14 protein-coding genes are annotated in these 19758 nt (G+C 65.4%); 8 read left to right on the plus strand and 6 right to left on the minus strand.

Going from position 1 to position 19758, the window contains the following annotated elements; all coding sequences use genetic code 11:
* Positions 1–198 precede the first annotated feature (198 nt).
* Positions 199–1653 carry a TrkH family potassium uptake protein gene (locus ACVWY1_RS19925; protein ID WP_102684313.1) on the plus strand — a complete coding sequence of 485 codons (1455 nt, stop codon included), beginning with the start codon at positions 199–201 and terminating at the stop codon, positions 1651–1653.
* Here ACVWY1_RS19925 and ACVWY1_RS19930 read toward each other — a convergent pair.
* Complete coding sequence (locus ACVWY1_RS19930) at positions 1610–2656, minus strand: AraC family transcriptional regulator (protein ID WP_102684312.1); 1047 nt, start codon at positions 2654–2656, stop codon at positions 1610–1612. The two genes, ACVWY1_RS19925 and ACVWY1_RS19930, sit on opposite strands and share 44 nt — an antisense overlap.
* 154 nt (positions 2657–2810) lie before the next feature.
* On the opposite strand from ACVWY1_RS19930, the gene ACVWY1_RS19935 reads away from it, so the two are divergent.
* Positions 2811–3122: a DUF962 domain-containing protein gene (locus ACVWY1_RS19935; protein ID WP_023631733.1), complete on the plus strand. Its 312-nt coding sequence runs from the start codon at positions 2811–2813 to the stop codon at positions 3120–3122.
* 101 nt (positions 3123–3223) lie between these two features.
* Positions 3224–3808 carry an HD domain-containing protein gene (locus tag ACVWY1_RS19940; RefSeq protein ID WP_214500429.1) on the plus strand — a complete coding sequence of 195 codons (585 nt, stop codon included), beginning with the start codon at positions 3224–3226 and terminating at the stop codon, positions 3806–3808.
* 66 nt (positions 3809–3874) lie between these two features.
* Here ACVWY1_RS19940 and ACVWY1_RS19945 read toward each other — a convergent pair whose 3' ends face one another.
* Positions 3875–4690: a UDP-2,3-diacylglucosamine diphosphatase gene (locus ACVWY1_RS19945; protein WP_102684310.1), complete on the minus strand. Its 816-nt coding sequence runs from the start codon at positions 4688–4690 to the stop codon at positions 3875–3877.
* A 124-nt stretch (positions 4691–4814) separates the two neighbouring features.
* Between ACVWY1_RS19945 and ACVWY1_RS19950 the strand changes: the two genes are divergently transcribed.
* Complete coding sequence (locus tag ACVWY1_RS19950; protein ID WP_102684309.1) at positions 4815–5588, plus strand: helix-turn-helix transcriptional regulator; 774 nt, start codon at positions 4815–4817, stop codon at positions 5586–5588.
* A gap of 170 nt (positions 5589–5758) precedes the next feature.
* The gene (locus ACVWY1_RS19955; RefSeq protein ID WP_102684308.1) at positions 5759–6646 is read left to right on the plus strand and encodes a DMT family transporter; all 888 of its coding nucleotides are present in this window, start codon (positions 5759–5761) and stop codon (positions 6644–6646) included.
* On the opposite strand, the gene ACVWY1_RS19960 is transcribed toward ACVWY1_RS19955, so the two are convergent.
* Complete coding sequence (locus ACVWY1_RS19960) at positions 6647–6928, minus strand: SelT/SelW/SelH family protein (protein ID WP_096049580.1); 282 nt, start codon at positions 6926–6928, stop codon at positions 6647–6649.
* Between the two features lie 66 nt (positions 6929–6994).
* On the opposite strand from ACVWY1_RS19960, the gene ACVWY1_RS19965 reads away from it, so the two are divergent.
* Positions 6995–9181, plus strand: a complete 2187-nt coding sequence (locus ACVWY1_RS19965; protein WP_102684307.1) for a patatin-like phospholipase family protein — start codon at positions 6995–6997, stop codon at positions 9179–9181.
* A gap of 80 nt (positions 9182–9261) precedes the next feature.
* Here the strand turns inward: ACVWY1_RS19965 and ACVWY1_RS19970 are convergent, their stop codons facing one another.
* A complete protein-coding gene (locus tag ACVWY1_RS19970) occupies positions 9262–9699 on the minus strand; it encodes a MarR family transcriptional regulator (RefSeq protein WP_102684306.1) in 438 nt (145 codons plus the stop codon).
* A 138-nt stretch (positions 9700–9837) separates the two neighbouring features.
* Positions 9838–11985 (minus strand): DNA helicase RecQ, encoded by a 2148-nt coding sequence (gene recQ / locus ACVWY1_RS19975; protein ID WP_277505337.1) that lies wholly within the window; start codon positions 11983–11985, stop codon positions 9838–9840.
* A gap of 244 nt (positions 11986–12229) precedes the next feature.
* Here recQ and ACVWY1_RS19980 point away from each other — a divergent pair, with 244 nt between their 5' ends.
* Positions 12230–12817, plus strand: a complete 588-nt coding sequence (locus tag ACVWY1_RS19980) for a YecA/YgfB family protein (RefSeq protein ID WP_023630694.1) — start codon at positions 12230–12232, stop codon at positions 12815–12817.
* A gap of 8 nt (positions 12818–12825) precedes the next feature.
* Positions 12826–13191, plus strand: a complete 366-nt coding sequence (locus tag ACVWY1_RS19985; protein WP_110701035.1) for a YbaN family protein — start codon at positions 12826–12828, stop codon at positions 13189–13191.
* Positions 13192–13232: 41 nt separating this feature from the next.
* Here ACVWY1_RS19985 and ACVWY1_RS19990 read toward each other — a convergent pair whose 3' ends face one another.
* A complete protein-coding gene (locus tag ACVWY1_RS19990) occupies positions 13233–19616 on the minus strand; it encodes a retention module-containing protein (RefSeq protein ID WP_457378674.1) in 6384 nt (2127 codons plus the stop codon).
* Between the last annotated feature and the right edge of the window lie 142 nt (positions 19617–19758).

The following is a 19758-nucleotide window of genomic DNA, read 5'->3' on the forward strand; positions in this document are numbered from 1 at the left end:
CCCCGCGGTGGCCCCCCCGGGGGCTTTCTTTTGGGGGCCCGATCCGCGCCCTGGGGGGGGGGTGGGGGGGGGGGGGGCGCCCGGCCCCGCGGCCCGGGGGGCCCCCCCCCCGCTCCGTGGAGGCCACCAATCGGCGTTTACAAGACCCGGCCCACAGGTAGAATGGCGCCCTTTCCGTAGCGAGTCAGAGCAGATCACATGGCGTTGCCGACCTTAAGGATCATTGGTTTCATCATCGGCATCTTCCTGATCACCCTGGCGGTGAGCATGGTGGTGCCCATGGCGACCCTGGTGGTCTTCGAGCGCACCGGCGACATGCCGTCGTTCCTCTGGTCGAGCCTGATCACCTTCCTCGCGGGCCTGGGCCTGGTCATCCCCGGCCGCCCCGAGCACGTGCACCTGCGCCCCCGCGACATGTACCTGCTGACCGTCAGCAGCTGGCTGGTGGTCTGCGTGTTCGCCGCCCTGCCCTTCCTGCTGACCCAGCACATCAGCTACACCGACGCCTTCTTCGAAAGCATGTCCGGCATCACCGCTACCGGCGCCACCGTGCTCAGCGGCCTGGACAGCATGTCGCCGGGCATCCTGATGTGGCGCTCGATGCTGCACTGGCTGGGCGGTATCGGCTTCATCGGCATGGCCGTGGCGATCCTGCCGTTGCTGCGCATCGGCGGCATGCGCCTGTTCCAGACCGAGTCCTCCGACCGTTCGGAGAAGGTCATGCCGCGCTCGCACATGGTCGCCAAGTCGATCGTGGCGGTGTACGTCGGCATCACCGTGCTCGGCAGCCTGGCCTTCTGGTGGGCGGGGATGGGCCTGTTCGATGCGATCAACCACGCCATGTCGGCGATCTCCACCGGCGGGTTCTCGACCTCCGACCAGTCCCTGGCCAAATGGGATATCCCTGCGGTGCACTGGGTCGCGGTGGTGGTCATGATCATGGGCAGCGTGCCCTTCACCCTGTACGTGGCCACCCTGCGCGGCCACCGCCGGGCGCTGATCAAGGACCAGCAGGTACAGGGCCTGCTGGCCATGCTGGTGACCACCTGGCTGGTGCTTGGCACCTGGTACTGGGCGACCACCGAGCTGCACTGGCTCGATGCCCTGCGCCATGTGGCGCTGAACGTTACTTCGGTGGTCACCACCACCGGCTTTGCCCTGGGCGACTACAGCCTGTGGGGCAACTTCTCGCTGATGCTGTTCTTCTACCTGGGCTTCGTCGGCGGCTGCTCCGGCTCGACGGCCGGCGGTATCAAGATCTTCCGCTTCCAGGTCGCCTACATCCTGCTCAAGGCCAACCTCAACCAGCTGATCCATCCGCGCGCGGTGATCAAGCAGAAATACAACGGCCACCGCCTCGACGAAGAGATCGTGCGCTCGATCCTGACCTTCTCGTTCTTCTTCGCCATCACCATCTGCATCATCGCCCTGCTGCTGTCGCTGCTGGGCGTGGACTGGATGACCGCGCTGACCGGCGCCGCCGGCACCGTGTCGGGTGTCGGCCCGGGGCTGGGCGAAGTGATCGGCCCGGCCGGCAACTACGCGACGCTGCCAGATGCCGCGAAATGGATCCTTGCCGGCGGCATGCTGCTCGGTCGCCTGGAGATCATCACGGTGCTGGTGTTGTGCATGCCGGCGTTCTGGCGTCACTGACCGACAGGCGTGTGCGGTACTCGCTCGGCGTGCTGTCGAACCAGCGGCGGAACGCCCGGTAGAAGTTGCTCGGGTCAGCGAAACCCAGCAGGTAGGCGGTTTCCAGTAACGTGGTGCCTGGCTGCGCCAGGTACTGCTCGGCCAGTTCGCGGCGGGTGTCGTCGAGCAGGGTCTGGAAGCTGGTGCCCTCGTCCTGCAGGCGCCGCTGCAAGGTGCGTTGCGAAAGGTGCAGGGCCTGGGCCACGGTTTCGCGCTTGGGCTCGCCCTGGGGCAGGATGCGGCACAGTACCTGGCGCACGCGGTGGGTCACCCGGCTTTCCGAGAAACGCGCCAGGTACTCACCGGCGAAACGGTCGTGCAGCACCGCCATCGCCTCGTTGGCGGTCGGCAACGGCGCCTCCATGTCGGCGCGGGCGAACACCAGCGCATCATGGGGCGCGCCAAATTGCAGCGGTGCGTGGAAAGCCACCTTGTACGGCTCGACATTTTTCGGCAGTGCGCCCTGGATCAGTACCCGCCGCGGCTGGATCGGCCGCCCGCTGAGCCAGGTGCACAACGCCAGGGCGCAGGCCAGCGAGGCTTCGGCGCTGTGCCGGGTCGGCGGCAGGTGGTCGCCGTGCACGGTCAGCACCAGGGCATAGCCGTCGGGCTCGTGGCGAAAGCTCAGGTCCGAACTCTCCGCGATGATGCGCTGATAACGCACCAGGCGCTCGAAGCCCTCGGCCAGTGTGCGGCTGGACATCAGCGCATAGCCCACCACATGGAACGAGGCCGGCCGCACCACCCTGGCCATGTTCAGGCCGATGGCCTCGTTGCCCGACAGCTCGACCGCCAGCTGCCACAGGCGGGTCATCGAATCCTGGGTGAATCGCGCGTCGGGGTCGTCCAGTGCGGCGAAGTCGAGCCCGAGCTGCTTGAACATGGCCGGACAATCGAGCCCTTCCAGCTCGAGTGCCTTGACGATCCCTGATGCCCAGCTGGCTGACGTGGTTCTCTCACTCATGACAGGCTCTTGTGCTGACCGCTCCTGCGGTGAACCGAAAGGATACTCAATTGGCGCCTATTGTCACTGGCCACGGCCCCCAGTGACTCTAGACTCGATTCAGGCTCCACGCCGTGTATCCTGTCAGCAAGACCCGCAGATCCGGAAGCCCGCCATGACCCGCACAGCGCAGTTCCGCAGTTTTGCCGAGTTCTACCCCTATTACCTGGGCGAGCACAGCAACCCCACCTGCCGCCGCCTGCATTTCGTCGGCACCAGCCTGGTAATCGCCCTGCTCGCCTACAGCATCGGCAGCGGCAAATGGCTGTTGCTGCTGGCCGTGCCACTGGCCGGCTACGGCTTCGCCTGGGCCGGGCATTTCTTCTTCGAGAAGAACCGCCCCGCCACCTTCAGCCACCCCTGGTACAGCCTGGTCGGCGACTTCGCCATGTTCCGCGACATCCTGCTGGGCCGCCTGAGCCTCTGAATCGGCCCGCAAGGCCAGGTTCGCGTCCCGGCGGGCCACTGCCAAAGCCCGGATCCTGGCCAACACTGCGGTATGTTCCCCGACACGAGCGGCACGCGGTGATGAGCAAGCAAGCCAATTTCAGCCACATGCGCGATGGTACCGCCCAGGACTGGGCGATCATCGCCGACGACTTTCGCGCCTACGCCCATCAGTTGCCCCAACGCATTCTCGCCCACCTGCGCCTGCTCGACGGCGACTTCGGCGGCTTCCCCATCGACCGCCTGAGCCATTCCCTTCAGACCGCCAGCCGCGCCCACCGCGACGGCCGCGATGAAGAGTACGTCGTCTGTGCACTGCTGCACGACATCGGCGACACCCTGGGCAGCTACAACCACCCGGATATCGCCGCGGCGATCCTCAAGCCATTCGTCAGCGACGAGAACCTGTGGATGATCGAGAAACACGGGATCTTTCAGGGCTACTACTTCTTCCACCACCTGGGCATGGACCGTCACCTGCGCGAGCAATACCGCGATCACCCGCATTACCAGCGAACCCTCGAGTTCTGCGCACGCTATGACGCGGCAGCGTTCGATCCGGACTATGAAAGCTTGCCGCTGGCGTTCTTCGAGCCGATGCTGGAGCGCTTGTTCGCCCAGCCCAGGCAGTCGATCTACAAGGCCGCCCTGCCAGCCACCGCCTGATCCGCCACTACCGATTACTTGCAGGTGCGGGCTTGCTCCGCGATCACAGGCGAGGCCGACGAGAAGCTAGGCCGGCTCGCCCAGTTCCGCCAAGCGCAACGCCGCCTCCCGCGCCTGCGCCTCGGTAAACCGGTACAGCTCAATCCGCCCGTCCCAGTGTTCGATCAGCGCCGTGCACGACTCCACCCAGTCGCCGCAGTTGAGGTAATCCACCTCGCCCACCTGGCGGATTTCGGCATGGTGGATATGCCCGCATACCACGCCGTGGAAGCCACGCCGGGTGCACTCGTGGGCGATGGCGTCCTCGAAGTCGCTGATGAAATTCACCGCGCCCTTGACCTTGTGCTTGAGGTACGCCGACAGCGACCAGTAGCCATAGCCGTAACGGGCGCGCCAGTGGTTGAGCCAGCGGTTGAGCACCAGGGTGAACTCGTACGCCCGGTCACCGAGGAACGCCAGCCAGCGGTGGTAGCGGGTGATCACGTCAAACTGATCGCCATGGATCACCAGCAGGCGCCGGCCGTCAACGGTGAGGTGTTCGGCCTCGTCCACCAGCTGGATGTTGCCCAGGATCAGTTTCGAGTAACGCCGCAGGAATTCGTCATGGTTGCCGGTAACGTAGATCACCTCGGTGCCGCGCTTGCTCAGGGTCAGCAGGCGGCGGATAACATTGGTGTGGGCCTGGGGCCAGTAGATGCCGCTGCGCAGTTTCCAGCCATCGATGATATCGCCGACCAGGTAGATGCGCTCGGCCTGGTAGCCCTTGAGGAAGTGCGCGAGGTGTTCGGCCTGGCAGTCGCGGGTGCCCAGGTGTACATCGGAAATCCACAGGGTGCGGACACGCTGCTTGCGTGACGGGCGGAGGGGTTCGGCGTGGGTCATGGCTAGGCTCCGGCGCTGTTTGCTGGAGACTGGCAGGCGCAGGTGACAGATTGGTGGCAGGTACATGACCATCCTGCCCTCGCCTGCAGGTGTACAATCTTCGCCTGCCCCGTGAGGACTCACCATGACCGCCGGCCCCTTGCTCTCGTTGCGCCATTACCGCCACGACCTGATCGCCCACAGCCACGACCATCCACAGTTGGTGTTCGGCCTCGGCGGGCGCCTGGATTTCGAGGTGGATGGACGCGGCGGCCGGGTCGCTCGCCAGGATCTGATGGTGGTTCCCGCCGGTGCCCACCACACTTGCGGGAGCCGCGAGGGCAGCGACTGCCTGGTACTGGACGTACCGGGCGGACACTGGCTCGGCGATCATCTCGGCGAGCACGCCGACGACAGCCGCCGCCTGCTCGACCGCCCCGGCCCCCTGAGCCTGGACAGCCGACAACAGCAGCTGGTGGACTGGCTGGCAACCAGCCCCGTGGACGACCCGCTGATTGCCCGCCAGGGCGCGGTGTTGCTGTTGGCCAGCCTCAATCCACCAGCCTGCGCCCCGGTGCTGGCCAGCAGGCGCCTGCCCTATGCCGCTTTCGACCGCCATATCGAGCAGCACGCCGCCTACCCGCTGCAGGTCGCCGACCTAGCGCGGCTGGCCGGGCTGTCCAGTGCGCGGCTGCATGCGCGGTTTGCCAGCGAGTGCGGCATGACGCCGATGGACTACATCCGCCAACGGCGGCTGACGATGGCGCGCCGGCTGTTGCGTGAGACGGTGTTGCCGGTGGGCGAGATCGCCGCGCGCGTGGGGTATGGCTCGCAGAGCGCATTCAGCGCGGCGGTGCTGCGGGCGTTCGGCTGCACGCCGCTGGCGTTGCGGCGCGAGTCTGGCGACAAGGAACGCTAGCTGGGCGACAGAAAGCGCCTGCAGTTTTTTTTACACTGCTGCCACTATTTCTGGCGCTTGTACCGGCCCTTCGCCGGCATGCCGGCTCCCACAGGATCGAGCGCACCTCTGTGGGAGCCGGCTTGCCGGCGAAGGGGCGGTAAAGGAAACCTCACACTCTAGGGACCACCATGAACCACCGCACCGCCCTCGGCGCCCTGCATATCGGCGCGCTGTTCTTCGGCCTGACCGGCGTCTTCGGCAAACTGGCCGCCAGTGCCAGTCCTACGATCATCGTCTTCGGCCGGGCCATGTTCGCCGTCCTGGCCCTGGGCCTGTTCGCCGGCCTGGCGCGCCAGGCCTGGCAACCACTGCGCGGCCAGGACCTGCGCCGGCTGCTGCTGGGGGGGGTGCTGCTGGCCGGGCATTGGGTGAGCTTCTTCATCGCGGTCAAGGTCGGCGGCGTGGCCATCGCCACCCTCGGCTTCGCCAGCTTCCCAGCCTTCACGGTGATCCTCGAAGGCTTGTTGTTCCGTGAACGCATCCGCCGCAACGAGGCTGTGCTGGTGCTGTTGGTGAGCATCGGCCTGGTGCTGGTCACCCCCGCCTTCGACCTGGCCAGCGAGGCCACCGGCGGGCTGCTCTGGGCGTTGCTCTCAGGCCTGCTGTTCTCGCTGCTGTCGCTGACCAACCGTGCCGGTTCCGGGCGCCTGCCCGCCGTGCAGGCGGCGCTGTGGCAGAACCTGGTGGTGAGCCTGTGCCTGCTGCCGTTCGCCGCGCCGGGCCTGACTGCCGTGGCGCCCATGGACTGGCTGTGGATCGCCCTGCTTGGCATCTTCTGCACCGGCGTCGCCCACAGCCTGTTCGTCGCCAGCCTGGCGGTGATCAAGGCGCGCACCGCCGCGGTGGTGTTCGGCATGGAGCCGGTCTATGGCATCGCCGTGGCCTGGGTGGTGTTCGCTGAACAGCCAACCCTGCGCATGCTCGCCGGTGGTGCCTTGATCATCTTCGCCATCGTCCTGTCCAGCCGTCTGGCCGCCGAGCAACCCACCCGGCAGACCGTGGCCGAAAGCGCCTGATCAGCGATCGTTGTGACCCAGGTCGCGCTGCGGATCGATCTGGTCACGCACCCGCTGCTTGAGCACCTTGGCCTCGGGGAAGCCGCCGTCGGCCTTGCGCTCCCAGATCTGCACGCCGTCGCAGGTGATGCGGAATACCCCGCCGGTACCAGGCTCCAGGGCGACCTGGCCGAGGTCGTCAGCGAAGGTGCTGAGCAACTCCTGAGCCAGCCAGGCGGCACGCAGCAGCCATTGGCACTGGGTGCAATAAGTGATGACAATTTGCGGCTTGCTGTCGGCCATGTCGGGGAACTCCGTAGGAAGGGCCGCTTATACTAGCGGTCTTTACCCTCTGGTTTGAGACTCACGATGCGCCGCCTGCTGTTCTGCCTCCTGCTGATGCTCACTTCCATCACCTTGCATGCCGCCGAAACGGCGCGCCCGAAAATCGGCCTGGTGCTGTCGGGCGGTGCCGCCCGCGGCCTGGCCCATATCGGCGTACTCAAGGCCCTGGAAGAACAGGGCGTACGCATCGACGCCATCGCCGGCACCAGCATGGGCGCGGTGGTCGGGGGCCTGTACGCCTCGGGCTACAGCATCGCCGAGCTGGAGAAACTGGCCACCACCCTGGACTGGCAACAGGCCCTGTCCGACGCCCCGCCGCGCAAGGACGTGCCGTTCCGGCGCAAGCAGGACGACCGCGACTTCCTGGTCAAGCAGAAACTGAGCTTTCGCGACGACGGCAGCCTGGGCCTGCCGCTGGGCGTGATCCAGGGCCAGAACCTCGCCCTGCTGCTGGAAAGCAAGCTGGCCCATGCCGCCGACGTGCGCGACTTCGACAAGCTGCCGATCCCGTTTCGCGCCGTGGCCACCGACATCACCAGTGGCGAGAAAGTGATCTTCCGTCGCGGCCACCTGCCGCAGGTGATCCGCGCCAGCATGTCGATCCCGGCAGTGTTCGCCCCGGTGGAACTGGACGGCCGGCTGCTGGTGGACGGCGGCATGACCGACAACATCCCGCTGGACGTGGTGCGCGAGATGGGCGTGGACATGGCCATCGTCGTCGACATCGGCACCCCGCTGCGCAACCGCAAGCAATTGGCCACGGTGGTGGATGTGCTCAACCAGTCGATCACCCTGATGACCCGGCGCAACTCCGAGGAGCAACTGGCCAGCCTGCGCCGCGAAGACATTCTCGTCCAGCCGCCGCTGTCCGCGTTCGGCGTCACCGACTTCGGCCGCGCCCAGGACATGATCGATGCCGGCTACCGCGCCACCCGCGCCCTCGATCCGCGCCTGGCGGCGCTGCGCCAGCCCGAGGGCGACAGCAACCTGGCGGTGGCGCGCTCGCCGAAACAACGCACGCCGATCATCACGGCCATCAAGGTGGAGAACGACTCCAAGGTCAGCGACGACGTGGTCCGCTACTACATCCGCCAACCGATAGGCGAGCCGCTGGACCTCGGCCGCCTGCAAACCGACATGGGCACCCTCTACGGGCTGGACTACTTCGACCAGGTGCAATACCGCGTCGCGCACAAGGGCGATGAACATACCCTGGTGATCAGCGCCCGCGGCCGGCGTGGCGGTACCGATTACCTGCGCCTGGGCCTGAACCTGTCGGACGACCTGCGCGGCGACAGCGCCTTCAACCTTGGTGCCAGCTACCGGGTCAACGGCATCAACCGGCTCGGCGGCGAATGGCTGACCCGGGCCCAGATCGGCGACGACCAGGAGCTGTACAGCGAGTTCTACCAGCCGCTGGACGTGGGCTCGCGTTACTTCATCGCCCCCTATCTGGCCCTGGGCTCGCAGAATGTGGAGGCCATCCTGGACAACGACCCGGTGGCCGAGTACCGCCTAGAACGTTACGGCTTCGGGCTCAATGTCGGGCGGCAGATCGGCACCTACGGCGAGGTGCGCCTGGGCGTGGGCAAGGCCTGGGGCAACGCCGAGGTGCGCATTGGCGACCAGGACTTGCCCAAGGTCAGCTTCAACGAGGGTTTCTACGAGCTCAAGTACTCCTTCGACACCTTCGACAACGTCTACTTCCCGCACAGCGGCGAAGACATCGGCCTGACCGTGCGCAAGTACGACAAGTCGCTGGATTCGGACCAGAACTACCGGCAGTGGCTGTTCAACCTGGACAAGGCCATCAGCAGCGGGCCGAACACCCTGGTGCTGGGCGGGCGCTACGGGCGCACCCTGGACGATGCCGAGGTGGTCACCTCAAGCTTCGTGTTCGGCGGGGCACGCCAGCTATCGGGCTTTCGCCAGGACTCGATCTCCGGGCAGAACATGAGCCTGCTGCGCATGGTCTACTACCGCCGCCTGACGCCACGGGCCTACCTGCCCCTGGACTTCCCGCTGTACCTGGGCGGGTCGCTGGAGCGCGGGCGGGCGTGGAACAACGACAACGAGTTCGACAGCGGCTACATCAATGCAGCGAGTATCTTCCTGGGGCTGGAAACGCCGCTGGGGCCGTTGAACCTGAGCTATGGCGCCAACGATGCGCATGAGAAGGCGGTGTACCTGAACCTGGGGCATACCTTCTAGAAATGATCGCGGGGCAAGCCGCCCCCACAAGCCAAGCAGAATCTTGTGGGAGCGGGCTTGCCCCGCGATCTACGTCAAGCTCAGGACTTTTCGAGATTATCGAGAATCTTCGCATGCACGCGCATGCACACTTCCAGGTCGGCCTCATCGACCCCGGTGAACAACTCGAGCCGCAACGCATTGGCGATGGTCTCGATCTGGTCGATCAGCGGCTTGGCCGGCGGGCACAGCAGGATCTTCTTGGCCCGACGGTCTTCCATCACCGCCTGGCGGCGCACCAATCCCTGGCTTTCCAGGCTGTCGAGCAGGCGCGCCAGGGTCGGGCCCTCGACGCCGACGCTCTGGGCCAGCTCGCGCTGGGTCGGCGCCTCCTCGAACCTGGCCAAGTGCAGCAGCACCAGCCAACGGGCTTGCGACAGGTTGAGCCCGGCCAGGCGGCGATCCAGCTCGGCGCGCCAGCCTCGGGACATCTGGGCCAGCTGCATGCCGAAGCGGTGTTGGTTGTCGGTCAGGGGCATAAGTAACTCAATGAATAGAACTAATTATTAGCCAGCTAACCATGGCCCGACCGATCAGGCAAGGTTCGACGCCACGGAAATGACTGATAATCATGTAAGGGTATGACAAAGGTCAGCAAATGGCACAAATGCCGGCAATCACACACCGAACTCCACGGCAAGCGCCGCCCGCACGCAGTGCAGCACACCTTCCGGCACCCGCTGGCCGAACAGCGATGCCACAGCGGACACCGCAGGCAGCTCGCCCTCGCCGTCGAGGAAGGCGTCCTGCACTTCCATCATCAGCTCTTCAGGCAGGTCCAGTGCCTGCTCCAGGCTCAGCTCCTGGCGGCCGATGGCCTCGGCCAGCAAGCTGTAGACGTTCTTCTCAGTGCAGTTGAGTTGCCCGGCGATCTGTGCCGGTGTCATGCCGGCGCGGGCCAGGCTGACCAGTTCGTGGCGTAGGTCGAGCACCACCTTCGGCGCTTCATCGGTGCCACCGGCGCCATTGAGCACCTCAAGGAAGGCCTGGCCGTAGCGCTCCAGCTTGCGCGCACCGACACCACTGACCTGGGCCATGTCGCCGAGGCTGGTAGGCATGCTGCGCAGCATCTCCAGCAAGGTGGAGTCGGGGAAGATGACATAAGGCGGCACGCTGTGCTCTTCGGCCAGCTTGCGCCGCAAGGTGCGCAACGCCTCCCACAATTCGCGTTCCTCGGCGCGCACCAGCTGGCTGGCCGGGCTGCCGCCACTGCCGCCGGACGCCTTGGCCGCGGTCTGCGGCTTGAGGTCGCGGCGCAGTTGCAGGTTCACCTCACCGCGCAACAGCGGTCGGCAGCTGTCGGACAGGCGCAGGCCGCCGTAGCCTTCCAGGTCGATGTCCACCAGGCCACGCGCCACCAACTGGCGGAACAGCGAGCGCCATTCGGCCTCGGCCAGCGTCTTGCCGACGCCGAACACCGACAGTTTCTCGTGGCCGAAATTGCGCACCTTCTCGGTGTCCTTGCCCAACAGCACATCGACCAGATGGCCGACACCATAGCGCTGGCCGGTGCGGAACACTGCCGACAAGGCCTGGCGCGCGGGCTCGGTGGCGTCCCAGGTCTGCACATTGTCGACGCAGTTGTCGCAGTGCCCGCAGGGCTGCTCCAGCACCTCGTCGAAATAGGCCAGCAATGACTGGCGACGGCAACGGGTTTCCTCACACAGGGCCAGCATGGCGTCGAGCTTGTGCTGTTCGATGCGTTTATGCCGCTCGTCGCCCTCGGAGTTCTGCAGCATCTGCTTGAGCATCACCATGTCCTGCAGGCCGTAGGCCATCCAGGCGTCCGATGGCAGGCCGTCACGGCCGGCACGGCCGGTCTCCTGGTAATAGGCCTCGAGCGACTTGGGCAGGTCGAGGTGAGCGACGAAACGCACGTTGGGCTTGTCGATACCCATGCCGAAGGCGATAGTCGCGACCATGATCAGCCCTTCCTCGTTGAGAAAGCGATGCTGGTTGGCGGCGCGGGTCTCCGCAGCCAGGCCGGCGTGGTACGGCAACGCCGGGAAGCCCTGCTCGCAGAGGAAGGCCGCGGTCTCGTCGACTTTCTTGCGCGACAGGCAATAGACGATGCCGGCGTTGCCGCGCCGCTCGCCGAGGAACGCCATCAACTGCTTGCGCGGCGCCTCCTTGGGCACGATGCGGTAGAAAATGTTCGGTCGGTCGAAACTCGACAGGAAACGCTCGGCGCCCTGCAGGTGCAGGCGCTGGACGATCTCCTCGCGGGTACGCATGTCGGCGGTGGCGGTCAGGGCGATGCGCGGCACATGGGGGAACAGCTCGGCAAGCTGGCCCAGTTGCAGGTATTCCGGACGGAAGTCGTGGCCCCATTGCGAGACGCAGTGGGCCTCGTCGATGGCGAACAGGGAAATGTCCAGGCCACGCAGGAAGTCCAGCATGCGCGGCTGCACCAGGCGCTCGGGGGCCAGGTACAGCATTTTCACCTCACCGCGGCGCAGGCGCCCGGCCAGGTCGCGCTGCTGCTCGGCGCTGAGCGTGGAGTTCAGCGCAGCGGCGGCCACGCCCAGCTCGTCGAGGGTGGCGACCTGGTCGTCCATCAGCGCGATCAGCGGCGACACCACCACCGTCAAGCCGGGGCGCAGCAAGCCGGGCACCTGGAAACACAGGGACTTGCCGCCACCGGTGGGCATCAGTACCAGTGCGTCGCCGCCGCCCGCCACACATTCGATGATCGCTGCCTGGCGCCCGCGGAAACTGTCGTAACCGAAGACATCCTTGAGGACGCGCTGAGCCTGTTCGAGCATTTGCCACTCCAAAATCGCCGTACCATCCTGGACTCAGGCTGGACGATAAATCCGCCGCGCACACACCGAATGCGTAAGCGGTTTTTGCCGGATGGCCGCAAAACGCCACCTGGCACGAAAAACCGCGGAGTATACCCGACTGCCGCGCCCCCCGGCATGCCCCGGTGACGGACGTTCCCTTTGCCCCGCGAGCGCCGCAAGGTGCTAGAATTCAGCATCGTTTATTCCCCAAGGTAGCCCTGTAATGTCCTTCGCCGAGCAACTGACCCGCCTGCAAGCCTTCCTCGACGCCGATGAGCTGCACGAAGAAGCGCTGGACTACGTCGCCGCCCACGGCTACCTGACCGCGCTGTCGATCTGCTCTGAAGAAGTTCCAGAACGCGAATGGATCGATGCGCTGTTCGCCGAAGAACCCCATTACGCCAGCGATGCCCAACGCACCGAGATCGAGGCCACCCTGGTCGCGCTCAAGGGGCACATCGCCCGCCAGTTGGCCAGCGACGAGGAATTCGACCTGCCTTGTGAGCTTGACCTGACCGAAGAGCCGGACGACTCCGACCTGCGCGGCTGGTGCATCGGCTTCATGGAGGGCGTGTTCCTGCGTGAAGAGGCCTGGTTCGAGAATGCCGAGGAAGAAGTCAGCGAAATGCTGCTGCCGATCATGGTCGGCTCGGGCCTGTTCGACGAACAACCCGAGTTTGCCGACATTGCCGGCAACGCCAACCTGCAGGACGACATGATCGTGCAGATCCCCGAGGCACTGAGCGCGTTGTTCCTGCTGCTGCACGCCCCCGAAGAGAAGCCCGCCCTGCTCAAGCCACGCCACCACTGACCAAGGTGGTGCGCTACCTGCTGCTGGCCGTCGGCTGGCTCAGCGTCGCGCTGGGGGTGGCGGGGATCTTCCTGCCGGTATTGCCCACCACCCCGTTCCTGCTGCTGGCGGCGGCCTGCTTCGCCCGCAGCTCGCCGCGTTTTCACCACTGGCTGGTGAACCACCCGAAACTCGGACCGTGGATACGCGACTACCTCAGCGGTGAGGGGATCCCGCTCAAGGGCAAGGTGTATGCGATCGGCCTGATGTGGGCGAGCATCGGGCTGTCCTGCTACCTGGTGCCGTTGTTCTGGGCGCGGGCGTTCATGCTGACCAGCGCGGTACTGGTCAGTGCCTGGATCCTCAAGCAGAAGACCTTGCACCGGCCACAGTGACGCCATCGCGGGGCGGACTTGCCCCGCGATGCGCTGCTGGCTTACACCGTATCCACCTTCAACGAGTGGTCATTGAGCATGCCGTTGATGATGGTCGCGGTGTCATGCCCGGCCGCGATCAGCCCCCCTGCCCCGGCCGAAACGCCATAATGCTGCGCCAGGTCCACCCCAGCCAGGTCGATGGTCTGGGTCGGCGCCGCGCCGGCGACGCTGCTGACCTCGATGGTCGACACCACATTGGTGCCGGTGCCACTGATCTTGAAGTGCAGGTAGTCGTCCAGCGACGCACTGGTGGCGTTCTCGCCCTGTAGCAGTTGCGACAGATCCAGACGATCACTGCCAGGGGTGAAGTCGGTCACGGTGTCGTGCCCGGTCTCGCCCTTCTGCCAGACAAAGCTGTCATTGCCACTGCCGCCGGTGAGCGTGTCGTTGCCCGGCCCGCCAATCAGGATGTCGTTGCCCGCACCGCCCTTGAGCACATCGTTGCCCACGCCGCCGTTGAGCAGGTTGTCACCGTCATTGCCGGTCAGGGTGTCGTTGTAGTCCGAGCCGATCAGATTCTCGATACCGCTGAGGGTGTCCAGCCCGGCACCGACGGTGTTCTGCTGCCCGACATGGCCAAGGTCCACGGCCACGCCGGCGGTGGCCTTGGCGTAGCTGGCAGTGTCATTGCCGGCTCCGCCGTCGAGCAGGTCGTTGCCAGGACCACCGATCAGCAGGTCGTCGCCATCACCACCGTACAGGCTGTTGTTGCCCGCCCCCGCCACCAGCACATCATTGCCGGCGCCACCGTTGAGGGTGGTATCGCCGGCCCCGGCCAGCAGTACATCGTCACCGCCGGTGCCGGTAAGGGTGTTGCCGGCCTGGTAAGTGATATCCACCGCTCCGCTGCCGTTGCCGCCATGGTTGTCGCTGACGGTGTAGCTGCCGTGATAGTCCTCGTTGCTGGCATTGCTGTAGTCCACCACCAGGCTCAGCTTGTAGTTCTCGGCAGCCTTGCTGTTGCCAGCGGCGTTCTCGGTATTGATCACATGGATGCTGTACACCCCGTCATGGGTGGCCGTGAAGCTGCCGCCGTCGACGATGGACTGGTAGCTGCCGCCGGCATCCTTCCACTCCATCAGCAGGTTTCCCGCGGGCCGGTCATGGTCGAGAGTGAGGGTTTCGCCCTTGCGCAGGGTCACCGTCAGGGTGTCCTCGTCGTTGGCATTGGCGGTGCTGATCGAGCCCAGGTAACCAGCCACCACCAGGGCAGCGGTCATGCTGCCGTTGAGGCTGGTGAACTCGCTGCGGGCCAGGTCGCGCAACTGGTTCTCGGCCTTGTTGGCGGTGGCATCGAACTTGATGGTCTGTGCCTGGATGCCCGCCGTGAAGCCCGCGCCCTTGTCGGCGAAGTTGGTATTGAAGGTGGTCGGCGCGGCACTCAGGGTGTCGTGGTCCGGGTCGCGGTCATTGGCCAGCAGCGCCTCTGCCGGCACCGTCAGGGTGGCGCCCTTGATATTGGTGATGATGTGGTCGGCACCCGCGACCGGCGCGCCATTGCTGTTGATGTTGATCGTCAGGCTGGCACTGCGGGTATCGCCGTCGTTGTCGCTGGCGGTGAAGCCGAACTTCTCCACCTGGCCGCTGCCGTTGTCTTTCGGTGGCGTGTAGGTGAACTCGCCGTTGTCCATGTTCACCACCAGGGTGCCGCCCAGGCCGCTCTTGATGTTCAGGCTGTTGCTCACGGTGTCGAAGGTGGCTTTGTCCACGCCGCCGCTGGCCGCGTAACCGCCCTGCCCAGCATTGGCCTTCGGATCGTAGGTGTAGGTGGTGCCATCGACCAGCAGCGCCTTGATGAAGCCGCCATCAGCCCCGAAATCACCGCCACTCATGAGGCTGCCGGTAATCGGTGCGCCCTGCACCGTGCCGGAAAGCACCGCGCCTAGCTGGCTGAGGTCGGTGACCACCACCGAGTTGGTGTCGGTATGGCTGCTGCCGTCGTAGGCCAGCGGATTGAGATTGCCCTCGTTGACCCCGCTGCCCATGCCGATGGCGTAGGACTTGATGCCGTTGCTGTCGAGGAAGGATTCCCAGGCGGCTTCCCGTGGCGCGGTCATGGCATGACCATTGGTGGGCTCACCGTCGGAGAAGAAGTAGCTGATGTTCTGCGCGCCCACCAGCTTGCCCGTTGTGGCGAAGGCTTCCTGGGCCTTGGTCGCTGCCGAATCGTAGTAGGTCGAGCCGCCTGGGCTGAGCCCGGCGATCAGGTTCTTGGCCTCGCCGATCGTGACCCACACCGGGGTCTGCACCTGCGCACCGGTGCCGAAGGTGACGATCTGCACCTTGATGTCGCCCATCTCGTCGTACTTGTCGAGCAAGGCATTGATCGCCTGCTTGGCCAGTTCCAGGCGGGTCAGCCCCGGCACGCCGGAGCTTGCCGCCATGCTGCTGGACACATCCACCACCAGCAGGATGTTGGAGTCCACCTGGCCGGGCGTGATGCTGCGTACCGCGCACTGCACCGTCGGCATATCGTCGACGATGTTGATGGCAATGGTGCTGGTGACGCTGTTGCCCAAGGCGTCGGTAGCCTTGTAGGTGAAGTACTCGTTGACGGTGTTGGCGCCGTCGTTGGCACCACCCGGGGTCTTCGGCGCCGAGGTCAGGGTGTAGGTGTAGGAACCGTCGGCATTGAGCTGGATCTGCCCGTACTGGCCCACGGCATTGCCGACCAGGCTGTAGGTCAGTGCGCCGACGCCGCCCTGGACCGACCCCACCAGGCTGCCAGAGGCTGTCTCGCCAGTGGAACCCGGCTCGCTGCCGGTGACGGTGCCGGCGGCCAGGTCATTGCCGTCCTTGTGCAGGTCCAGCGCTTTTTCGTACACGGTGACGTCGTTGTCCTCGCACGCCACCAGTTTGCTGTCCTGCACATTGATGCGAATGGTCGTGGTGCTCTCGTCGCCGTCGGCGTCACGGATGGTGTAGACGAAGCTGTCGGTCGCGCCGGCGGCCGGCACGCTGTCGGGGTTGGCGTGGTAGGTGGCGTTGCCCTGGCTGTCCAAGGTCAGGTAGCCATACTGGCCGACGATGGAGTCGCCGACATGGCCGATGGCCGAGGTCGAGGTGTCGGAGCCGGCGCGCACACCGACCACGTACTGCCCGTCGGCACGCACATCGGCGCCGATCACATCGTTGTCCAGCACGTTGCCGCTGACGCTGGCGCCCTCCTTGACCGAGGCCACGTCGCAATGGGCCTTGGGCACGTCATCGACGATGCTGACCACGATGGTACTGGTGGTGGTGTTGCCGAGCGAATCCTTGACCTGGTAGGTGAAGCTCTCGGTGACCACGTTCGGGCCATCGTTGACGTGATTGGGCGAGTTCGCCGCCGAGGTCAGGGTGTAGGTGTAGCTGCCATCACTGTTCAACTGGATCTGGCCATACTGGCCGGTGGCATTGCCGACCAGGGTGAAGGTCAACCCACCGATACCGCCGCTGACCGAGCCTGCCAGCGAACCACTGGTGGTTTCCGCACTGGACTGCGGATCGCTGCCGGTGACATTGCCCGCTGCCAGGTCGTTGCCGTCCTTGGTCAGGTCCAGGGCTTTCTCGTAGACCTTGGCCGTGTCATCCGGGCAGGCGACCAGGGAGTTGTCGTGCACGTTGATGGTGATCGTGGTGGTGCTTTCGTCGCCATCGGCATCGCGGATGGTGTAGACGAACACGTCCATGGCACCGGCCGGTGCCACCGAATTGGGATTGGCGTGATAGGTGGCATTGCCCTGGGCGTCGAGCGTCAGGTAGCCATATTGCCCCGCCACGTTGCTGCCCAGCTGGCCGGTGGCCGATGTCGAGGTGTCGCTGCCTGCACGCACGCCGACCACATACTGCCCGTCGGCCCGCACATCGGCGCCGGCCACATCGTTGACCAGCACATTGCCGCTGACAGTGCCGCCTTCGTAGACATTGGCGAAGTCGCTGTGAGCCTTGGGCACGTCGTCGACGATGTTGATCACGATGGTGCTGGTGGTGGTGTTGCCGAGCGAATCCTTGACCTGGTAGGTGAAGGATTCCGTCAACACATTCGGGCCGTCGTTCACGTGATTCGGCGAGTTCGGCGCGGAGGTCAAGGTGTAGGTGTAGGTGCCGTCCGAATTCAGTTGGATCTGGCCATACTGGCCGGTGGCGTTGCCGACCAGGGTGAAGGTCAGCCCGCCCACGCCACCGCTGACGGAACTGGCCAACGAACCGCTGGCCGTCTCGCCGGTGGAGCCCGGTTCACTGCCGGTAACATTGCCACCGGCCAGGTCGTTGCCATCCTTGTTCAGGTCAAGCGCTTTCTCGTAGACCGTGACCTCGCTGTCAGGCCCGGCGATCAGCGAGCAATCGCGCACGTCGATGGTAATGGTGGTGGTGCTTTCGTCGCCGTCACTGTCACGCACGGTATAGACGAAGACATCCGTGGCGCCCGCCGGAGCGACGGCGTTGGGGTTGGGGTTGGGGTTGGCGTGATAGGTGGCGTTGCCTTGGGCATCGAGGGTCAGGTAACCGTACTGGCCCTGGACCGGATCGCCCAATTGGCCACTGGCCGATGTCGAGGTATCGGAGCCGGCTCGCACACCCACCACATAACGACCATCGGCCCGCACGTCCGCGCCGGACGTATCGTTGTCGAGCACATTGCCGCTGACCGTGCCGCCTTCGACGACACTGGCCGCATCGGGATTGGCCTTGGGCAGGTCGTCGATGATGTTCACGTCCAGCGAGCCAGTGGCCGTGCTGCCATCGGTGTCCGTGGCGGTGACGGTGAAGTGCTCGGACAGGCTGTTGGCGCCGTCGCCGCTGGCGTGGTTCTCGTTGTCCAGCAAGGTGTAGCTGTAGCTGATCACACCCGTGGCCGGGTTGAAACCGGTGATGGTCAAGGTGTTGCCCAGCGCAGTGGTGATCGACTGCGGGAAACTTGCCGCCACGCCGCCACTGACCACGGTGATACCGCCGACGCTCAAGGTCTGCAGGCCATCGGGCGCCGCCACCGTGAAGGTGCCGCTCTGCGTCAGCGCACCGGGATTGGGCGCACTGCCGTCGGCCAGGTTCTTCTCGTAGACGGTCAGCTCGCCGCCATTGACGTCCAGCCCGCCGAGGGTCACCGGGTCATTGAGGTTGCTGACGTTGAGGGTCAGGGTCGCGGTGCTGGTGTCGCCGTCGGCGTCTTTCAGGGTGTAGGTAAAGTTCTCCACCCCACTGCCGCCACCGTGCAGGTTCTTGAAATCCGGATCGTTGGTATTGAGGGTGTAGGTGTAGGAACCATCCGCGACCAGCACCAAGGTGCCGTAGGTTCCGACGAAGGTACCGGCCACCACCGGGCCGCTGGGAATGCGGTCCGCGCCCTGGATATCGTTGGTCAGCACATTGCCGCTGAGTTCCAGATGCTGCTCGGTAGCGGTGCTGGCATTGCTGTCGTTCACGGCGCGTGGCACGTCGTCACGGACGATAACGTCCAGCGTGCCGCTGGCCACATCGCCATCGGTATCGCTGACCAGCACCGGGAACTGCTCGCCCAACGTATTGGTCCCGGCACCGTCCGGATGATGTTCCGCGCCGGTCAAGGTGTAGCTGTAGCTCACCACGCCCGTGGCCGGGTTGTAGCCCGTGATGGTCAGCACATTGCCGAGCCCGGTGACGATGGACTGGCCGACGCCGGTCACCACGCCTGCGGTGACCACATTGATGCCACCGACACTGAGGTTGAACACGCCATCGGCGGCAATCACCGTGAAGCTGCCCGACTGGGTCAAGGCCGCAGGATTGCTGGCCGAGCCCTGGGGCAGGTTCGCCTCGTCCAGGATCAACTCGGCCGGGCTGACATCCAGGCCGGTGAGGCTGACCGGATTGTCGGCGGGTGGCGCGCCGGCCGGCAGGGGCGCCGCGTCATTGCCATCGAGCCCACCAAGCTCGAGATTGGCCAGCAAAGGGAAGCCGTTGAAGCCCGCCGTAGGGAAACCAATGGTGGGATCCACCCGACCGGCCACCTCGGTCAGTATCACGAAACTGTGGCCGCCACCGAGCGCACCCGACACGCCACCAGGGTTGCCACCCGCCGCGGTCGCTTCGGCTTCCTGCGTGGGGTCGGCGCCTGCGGCAATGGCTTTTTGCAGTTGCTCGACGTCACTGAGCTGGGCGTTGCTGGGCTGCGCGTCCGGCGCCTGTACATGAGGAGCGCGATCGGCCAGCAGGTCGGGGGTCATCTCCAGGCTGCTGCCACGGCCCAGGGTCAGTTCGGCACCGTTTTGCAAGCGCACCGCCACCGCGCCCTCGCTCCCGGTCTCCAGTTGCTCGCCGGCGAACAGGCGATCCCCTTCCACCAAAAGACGGCGATGACCGTCATCGCCCACCGCGAATACCTGGCCGACTACCTTGCCGACCACACCGACTAATTTAGCCATGAGCGTACGCCTCCCCTGCCGATGGGCTTTTCGCAGATCAAGGCGTGCCGGGTAATGTGCGCAACGGTCCAAGTGCCATGGTTGTTGGAACCACTGCTGTCACGTTCGTGAGAAACCACGCTCCCTGTGACGACTGCCGCGA

The sequence above is a fragment of the Pseudomonas sp. TE6288 genome (genome assembly GCF_054062095.1).